This window comes from Candidatus Stygibacter australis, assembly GCA_030765845.1.
Taxonomy (GTDB): domain Bacteria; phylum Cloacimonadota; class Cloacimonadia; order Cloacimonadales; family TCS61; genus Stygibacter; species Stygibacter australis.
This window is the reverse complement of sequence record JAVCDJ010000118.1, coordinates 1-8,472: the sequence shown is the minus strand read 5'-3', so window position 1 is coordinate 8,472 and position 8,472 is coordinate 1. Positions and strand designations below refer to the sequence as shown.

Annotated in this window: 4 protein-coding genes; all 4 read right to left on the bottom strand. The window is 35.7% G+C overall.

Translation table 11 applies throughout. The features are described from left to right. Positions 1 to 304 precede the first annotated feature (304 nt). From RAO94_06120 to RAO94_06105, 4 genes are read right to left on the bottom strand one after another with little or no spacing between them, the layout of a single operon-like run. A complete protein-coding gene (locus tag RAO94_06120) occupies positions 305 to 2,632 on the bottom strand; it encodes an SUMF1/EgtB/PvdO family nonheme iron enzyme (GenBank protein MDP8321908.1) in 2,328 nt (775 codons plus the stop codon). A 58-nt stretch (positions 2,633 to 2,690) separates the two neighbouring features. After that, positions 2,691 to 4,766, bottom strand: coding sequence for a serine/threonine-protein kinase (locus RAO94_06115; protein MDP8321907.1), 2,076 nt, complete (start codon positions 4,764 to 4,766; stop codon positions 2,691 to 2,693). A gap of 41 nt (positions 4,767 to 4,807) precedes the next feature. Continuing rightward, on the bottom strand, positions 4,808 to 6,565 hold the full coding sequence (locus tag RAO94_06110) for an SUMF1/EgtB/PvdO family nonheme iron enzyme (GenBank protein ID MDP8321906.1): 1,758 nt from the start codon (positions 6,563 to 6,565) through the stop codon (positions 4,808 to 4,810). A gap of 8 nt (positions 6,566 to 6,573) precedes the next feature. Further along, positions 6,574 to 8,412, bottom strand: coding sequence for a protein kinase (locus RAO94_06105; GenBank protein ID MDP8321905.1), 1,839 nt, complete (start codon positions 8,410 to 8,412; stop codon positions 6,574 to 6,576). Positions 8,413 to 8,472 lie beyond the last annotated feature (60 nt).

Sequence of the window (8,472 nt, the reverse complement as noted above, 5' to 3'; positions counted from 1 at the left end):
TTACTAATATTTACATATCCTGTCAATCATCTCCAACCTAAAACTAATAATAAGCAACTCCAAAATATCCTTCTTCGTCTGAATCAGAATTGTCATAATCTCCTCGCTAAGTTATCGAGTAAAGAACCTGTGCTCAGGGGAAACGCCTGTCCCCATTCATCGGGAACTTGAGAACAATCATCCACTAAGTCCGATCTTAAGTCGATCTGCTACCGCATCTCAACTCAATATTTCAATTTACTATCCACCTTAATCCTGCACATTCTTGATCCATAGAATCTATTCAATCCCGTAAATCCTGCTTCTAATCTGGATTACGGACAAGGCGAAAGCCTATGCAGTCGTAGCTGTGGCTGGAATCCCCATCGTCACGACTAACCGACCTGCAGCCCCTGGCGTCGCTGCTCCAGCCGCCACCACGACACGCACGTAAAGCCAACTGCCAGCTCGTGTCGGGGGGAACAATATTGCCATCCCGATCCGTAAGATACACATAGCCCGTTGTAATTTCATCCGGATCAGTCTCTGCCCTTCTTTCTCCAAACAAATCCCAGCACCATTCCCAGACGTTTCCACTCATATCATAAATACCCAGTTCATTTGACTGCTTACCTCCAACTGAATGTGTTTTTTTGCCTGAATTATCCGAATACCAAGCTACCTTACCAGGATCATTACTACCTGCATATTTATAGTTCTGGCTTTTATTACCTCCTTTCGCTGCATACTCCCATTCTGCTTCAGTAGGCAAGCGATAGCCATTTGCTTTGAAATTACACTTGATATTTTCTCCTGAACCAGAATAACACTTCTCAAGCCCTTCCTTCTCACTCTGCTTATTACAGAACTCCACTGCATTATACCAGCTTACACTATCCACTGGCACATTCTTTACTGAACTTGTGAAATGTGACGGATTATTCCCCATCACCTTCTTATATTGCTCCTGTGTTACCTCATACTTGCCAATATAAAAATCGTTCACTGTTACAGGGTGAACTGGCAGCCAGTCACTTTCTCCATCTGTCGATCCAATATTATAGCTCCCACCTTTTACCAGAATCATCTCTATTCCGTTGGAGAGTAATAATATAACCGAGCTGCCTACTGCCAGCTCATTTGGTTCACCATCGATTTCAATTACCTTGTCTTTTTTTATTTTCGGATGAAAGGCTTCTTTAGTAGATTTTACTATTATTCCTTTTTCTTTCAAAGCTGATCTGGCAGCATCGAGTGATTTACCATTTACATCAGGCAGCTTTGTCCACAGATCATAGACGTCCAGCCGTAATTCAGTTCCTTTTTTCACTTCGCTATGAGAAGCCGGATATTGGGCTGCTACTTTATCATCACGTTCTGCAAATGTCTTTATGCTTTCACCTCTGCGGCTTTCAAGTCCGTTATCTTTAAGTAATCGGTTTGCTTCATCGTACTGCATACCAGTTACTTCCGGGATCATCACCGGTTCTGGAAATGCCTGCTTGAGTAGATATCCGCTGATCATTAAAACTATAATGGCTAAGATGATGATCAGTGACAAAGGCATCTTCTTCCTCTGCTTTTCGGTTGGTTTTTGATTTATTTTAACAACTGTTGTAACTTTTTGCGGTTTCTTACTAACATCTTTGTTACCAGAAAGACTGTCTTTTACTTTCAGAAATTCCTTGAACCTGTTTTTATAATCTTTTTCCAGGCATTTTGCAATAATATCAGCAAGATCAGATGAAATATGCTCTAACCTTTTAGCTGGTTTTGTCAGTATCTGAAAATTGATATCTCCGGTATAAAAGGGTGGATGTCCGCTCAGCAATTCATAAAGCATTACTCCGAATGAATATATATCAGATTCTTTTCCTACGTTTTCTCCGTTGATCTGCTCCGGGCTCATGTAAACCAGTGTGCCAGATGACGAGGAGTTTTGCAGGCGGCTCATGCTGGTGCGCACTGTCTCTGCAATACCAAAATCCATTATCTTAACTTCACCATCTTTGTTCAGCATTACATTCTGAGGTTTGATATCTTTATGGATGATTCCTTTGGAATGAGCATAGACCATACCTTCGGCTATCTTGATTGCAAGTTCTTTTACCTTGGATTCTGGTACTTGTTTATTTGGATGTTCCAGCTTTAATTTGGTGAGTGTTTTGCCTTCCACGAATTCCATATCAATGTATTTAACTGCTCCGATATCATGGAAGTCATAAACACGCACTATGCTGTTATGATTGAGAGAGATCATGGTGCGAGCTTCAGCCTGCAAGTCTGCCATCGCTTCTTCATCACTCACTATCGCTTCAGGGATGATCTTTAAAGCTTTATCGATGTTCATCTTTTTATCATAAACCCGATAGACAGCACCAAAACCACCCTGGCCTACTTTCTCCTTTATTTCGTAACGTTCATCAATTACGTGTCCTGCAGGCAAATTTTCCAAATTTAAGACGCCATAAGATGCTTTGCTGCCCCTGATCTGCGTTTGGTAAATATTATTATCTGGTTCTGGAATTATGGCTTCTTCTTTTATAGCTGGTGTCCCGCATTTCGGGCAAAAAGCTGCATCGTCATCTAATTTCTTCCCACATTTTTTACAATACAACATTTTATCCTCAAAAACTAATTTGTCCTTATTCATATAAACTCTAATATTTTGCGTTTATGGTTACTTTTTCTCATTTGATTCTCCAAATAAATTACATGTTTTTTAGATGGTCTATGATATAGCTTATACATGCAAATAAGATAACAAAACCAATAATTAAAAAAACTAATCCACCCAATGTACTTGAATTTGTTATATGCTCAAATCCGAAAAACAAAGAAAATATGGAAAAAAACAATCCTATTAATGTTCCCAAACAACCTGATAAGGTTTTCTTCCTTTTGTCACTTACAAGTTTACAAATATCTATATCGATATTATGAATTATTTCTAATTTGAAGTTTTCAACAAAGTATTTTTTATCTAGTCTAATTTCCACATTACCTGGATATATTTCGTATTCTTCTCCAGTGGATAAGTCAAGATATTCATCTCTTTCAAAATGATAGAGCTTTCCTTCTATAACAAAATCTCCCTTGGCAATGCTTAATTTATTCTTGGGTATTAAGTCATCATAATCAATAATATTTGTTTCTTTGGCGAAAATTACAGCAGTTATTTCTGGGAAATCTTCAATAGAAGCTTCTATTTTGTATTTCCCTGGCTTTAATTTAATTTGATTGTTTTCTGGTAATTTAATTCCGCTTTCAGATGTAAATAATAAAGACCAATAACCTGTTGTAATATTCAATAATCCAAATTCATCAGGATCAAACTTGATCATTTTATTTTCAGCTTCGGATAGACGATAATTTCCTAAATAATAAAAGCAAGCATCATGCTTTATCATAAAGGAATAATCAAAATTAGGGTTTAAATCCGTGATCATTGAGTCAAAATATTTTATTTCTTCTTCATTCAAATAAACCTGAAAATCCTTTACTTTTGATTTGATAGAAATTGAAGCATATATTGATTTTAAATCCACAAAAAAAGATTCAGATTTTTCAGTTACAATAATTTCTTCAGTCACATCGAAATAACCATCACATTGAACCCAAACCTTATGTTTCCCAAGGGACAGTTTTCTCTTAAAAGGTGCATCAAATATAATATCATCATCTATCATCACTGAAGCACCTTTTGGCTGTGTTTCAAACAGGATAGTTACATAAGACATGATTGAAGAATAATTTCTGTTTTTTTCTTGCATTAAATTATCTGATTCATCAGTCAAATTTATTTTAGCTTCATAAGATTGCAAGTCAAACATTTCACCGAAGTTTGAATATCTATCCCGGTAATCTTTTTCAAGACAGGTATCGATTATTGCTTTAAATTCTTCTGAAACATTATTTAATGACTCTGGCTTTTCATTTAAAATCTGGAAATTTACATCACCTTTATAAAATGGAGGGTGACCGCACAGTAATTCATAGAGCATTGCTCCAAAGGAATAAATGTCAGATTCTTTACCAACATCCTTTCCTTTGATCTGTTCAGGACTCATGTAAACCAATGTGCCAGATGATGAACTGTTCTGGATGCGGCTCATGCTGGTTCGCACTGTTTCTGCTATGCCAAAATCCATGATCTTGATCTCACCATCTTTGTTAAGCATCACATTCTGAGGTTTGATATCTTTATGAATGATTCCTTTTGAATGGGCATAAGCAAGTCCATCTGCTATCTTAATGGCAAGTTCTTTTACTTTTACTTCTGGTACTTGTTTATTTGGATGTTCCAGCTTAACTTTGGTGAGTGTTTTACCTTCCACGAATTCCATATCAATGTATTTAACTGCTCCGGTATCATGGAAGTCATATACACGAACTATGCTGTTGTGATTGAGTGAGATCATGGTACGTGCTTCAGCCTGCAAGTCTGCCATCGCTTCTTCATCACTCACTATCGCTTCAGGGATGATCTTTAAAGCTTTATCAATGTTCATCTTTTTATCATAAACCCGATAGACTGCACCAAAACCACCCTGTCCTACTTTCTCCTTTATTTCGTAACGTTCATCAATGATGTGACCTTCTGGTAGGTTCTCAAGATTTAGCACTCCGTATGATTGAGGTTTACCACGTAGTTGCGTTTTGTAATCATCCGTTGTTTCTTCTACTTTTTTCTGCGAAGATTTAGTATTACTTGTCGGGGTGCCGCATTCGGGACAGAATGCAGCATCACTTTCTAATTTGTTTCCACATTTTTTGCAAAAAGGCATTATAATTCCTTATTTACATGTTTTTTTTCATTTATAAAATATTATTTATTTCTGACTAAACGAAATCCAAAACTACTATAGATAGTTTTGGGATAGCTGTCAAGACGATAATCAATCTTACAAAATTCTCCATTACTAAGCCAACTGCCTCCTTTAAGTAACCGCATTACTCCATGTTCAGAAGTATGTTTGAAATTTCCGAATCTATCCCAACACCACTCCCAAACATTTCCACTCATATCATAAATCCCAAGTTTATTAGGGTTTTTCAGTCCTACTTTTTGGGGTTGATAATTTGAATTTACATTATACCAACACACTAAGTCTATATTTTCACTTCCAGAAAAATGAAAATAATCTTTATTATTACCACTTTGTGCTGCAAAGCCCCATTCTGCCTCAAGAGGAAGTCTATATCCATTTTGTTCAAAATCACAGATAACATCGTTATCTGAAATTGAATAACATTGATTTAATCCTTCTATTTTACTCATTTTATTGCAAAAATCTATAGCATCGTACCAGGTTACCCGTTCTACTGGCATATTTTTATCAATACCTTTAAATCTTGAAGGATTCTTACCAGTCACTTTTTCATATTGCTCTTGAGTAATTGGGTATTTCCCAATTAATAAATCGCCCAATTTGACTCTATGAACTGGTGTTTCACCTTTTACTCCATTATTCGATCCTATATCAAATTCTCCACCCTCTACATAAACCATTTCAATACCAGAAAATTCTGAAACAATATTAGTCAATTTAACTGGTTTTTGTTCAGTTTCATCTTTAATGATTTTGATATTAGTTGCCTTATCTTTTCTTGATTGTAAAGTCATTATAACAGATTCAAAATCTTTTATTCTATTCTGATAATCCTTCTCCAGGCACTTTTCTAATGTATTTGATAAGCTTTGTGATATGCCAATTAGCTTTTCCTGCTGCACATTCAGTATCTGATAACTGATGTCACCCCTATAAAAGGGTGGATGCCCAGATAATAGCTCATAAATCAAAGCTCCAAAAGAATAAATATCTGATTCTCTGCCTACATTCTTCCCTAAGATCTGCTCTGGACTCATGTAAACCAATGTCCCAGATGATGAAGAATTCTGCAACCTGCTCATGCTGGTGCGCACTGTTTCGGCTATACCAAAATCCATGATCTTGATCTCGCCTTTGCTGTTCTCTTTGATGTTTTGCGGTTTGATGTCCTCATGCAACACATTACTTTCATGAACATACGCCATGCCTTCCGCAATCTTAATAGCCAGCTTTTTTACTCTTTCTTCCGGTACACATTTATCAGGGTATTCCAGCTTTATTTCGCTCAAGGTTTTGCCATCCACATATTCCATATCAATATATTTGATATTCCCCGAATTATGAAAATTATAAACTCGCACAATATTAGAATGATTCAAAGCAATCATAGTCCTGGCTTCCTGTTGCAAGTCAAACATAGCTTCTTTATCACTACTCACTGCTTCCGGTATGATCTTTAATGCTTTATCTATTCCCATCACCTGATCATAAGCCAGATATACCGCTCCAAATCCACCCTGACCCAGTTTTTCCTTTATCTCATATCTCTCATCAATTATATGATCCTTAGGAAGATTCTCCAGATTGACTACACCGTAGACATGCTTATCTGCACGAATTTGAGTTTTAAATTCATCTTGAACTGGCTCCTCAAACTTTGGGGCAGGGGTTACAGCTTTCACAGGTGTTCCACATTCGGGACAGAATACGTCTTCTTTAGTTAATTTATTTCCACATTTATTGCAAAAGGGCATAATCTCTCCTAATATTGTTCTAATCTTCTTTTCTTTAATACTCTATATAGCTTTAAAGTGATTAGGATCATCCCGCTCGAAATAGATATGAAAGGACCAATAAAAAGAAAAATATCATAAGCGCTGAAAAATGATTCTTCTAACAATATTCCCAATAAGCTTACATCAACACTTAATCCAAACCAATATATGAAAATCTCCAATCCTGTTTTCGTACCCTTCCTTTTTGTTAGGATTACGATACTGCTTATTATGCTAAGAATTATAAATAATATAACAAATAGATAAACTGATATATTAGTGAAAGCAGAAATTGGAAAAGCTACAAAACAAGTTATGACGATACTTAATCCAAACCAGTAAATTGCTATCTCATTCCCTGTAATATTCTTCTTTCTCTTTCTCAGTAAATACAGCCCCCATATTGACGATAAAAGGAAATTCATAGATGATATAATGTGATAAAATTCCCATGACATTCTATTTAAATATGTATAACATACAAAATATAACAAAATACTTAAACTGAACCAATATATTGATATATCCAAACCATTTAATAATTTTCTTCTTTTAATTATAACAATTATCATTGCAATCAACAAAATTTTATACAGAATTTCACTAACTTTATAAGGCAATAAGCTGAAAAAAAATGCTGATGATAATAATAATATAATTATCATTGCTAAACAAATCGTAGAGAAATTCTTCATGAATTTATCAAATATTGTTTTTTTGTCATGATCAGAAGAGGTAGATTCCTTTTCAACTTGTTCCATTTTCTTCGAAGCCTGAAAGCCATTTACAGATTTTGAGATAGTATTAACATGTGAACTATATTTATTATGATCAATAGATGCTTTCAACTCATTGAAGCTGAAGAATCGATTTGAGTAACCTTTCTCTAAACATTTCAGTATCAAGTCATTGAGCTGAGATGATACAGGAGTTAATGGTTCTGGTTTTTCATTCAATATCTGATAACTAATATCTCCCTTATAAAAAGGCGGATGTCCAGATAATAACTCATAAATCAATGCTCCAAAGGAATAGATGTCTGATTCTCTGCCTACATTCTTACCTCGTATCTGCTCAGGACTCATATACACCAATGTGCCCGATGAAGAAGAATTCTGCAATCTGCTCATGCTTGTGCGTACGGTTTCTGCTATGCCAAAATCCATTATCTTGATCTCACCTTTGGAATTGACCTTAATGTTTTGCGGTTTGATGTCCTTATGCAATACATTATTATCATGAGCATACACCATACCTTCGGCTATCTTAATAGCAAGCTCTTTCACTCTCTCTTCCGGCACGCATTTATCCGGATATTCCAGTTTTATTTCACTAAGTGTTTTGCCATCCACATATTCCATATCAATAAACTTGATATTTCCTGAGTTATGGAAATCATAAACCCGCACGATATTAGGATGGTTCAAGGTGATCATTGTCCTGGCTTCTTGCTGCAAATCAAACATCGCTTCTTTATCACTACTCACTGCTTCCGGTATGATCTTCAGGGCTTTTTCTATCTCCATCACCATGTCATAAACCAGATATACAGCACCAAAACCACCCTGCCCTAGTTTTTCCTTTATCTCATAACGCTCATCAATCACATGATCCTTAGGAAGATTCTCCAGATTGACTACACCGTAGAAATGCTTATCATTTCTGATCTGAGTAACAAATTCACTTGAAGTTTGTTGTGGAAACAGTTTACTCTCTGCAGTATTATTATCAATTTTCTCAGACAGAAAAGCATTAGGCTCTCCACAGTGTGGACAAAACTTTAAATGATCACCGAATTGTATACCACAATCACCACAATAAGGCATATAATACTCCTTGATATTTTTGCAAAAAAAAGAAAATTAATAAATTTTGTCAACCATTCT

Coding starts and splice junctions, on each gene's coding strand:
- RAO94_06120 (MDP8321908.1), bottom strand. CDS start 2,632: ATGAATAAGGACAAATTAGTTTTTGAGGATAAAATGTTGTATTGTAAA.
- RAO94_06115 (MDP8321907.1), bottom strand. CDS start 4,766: ATGCCTTTTTGCAAAAAATGTGGAAACAAATTAGAAAGTGATGCTGCA.
- RAO94_06110 (MDP8321906.1), bottom strand. CDS start 6,565: ATGCCCTTTTGCAATAAATGTGGAAATAAATTAACTAAAGAAGACGTA.
- RAO94_06105 (MDP8321905.1), bottom strand. CDS start 8,412: ATGCCTTATTGTGGTGATTGTGGTATACAATTCGGTGATCATTTAAAG.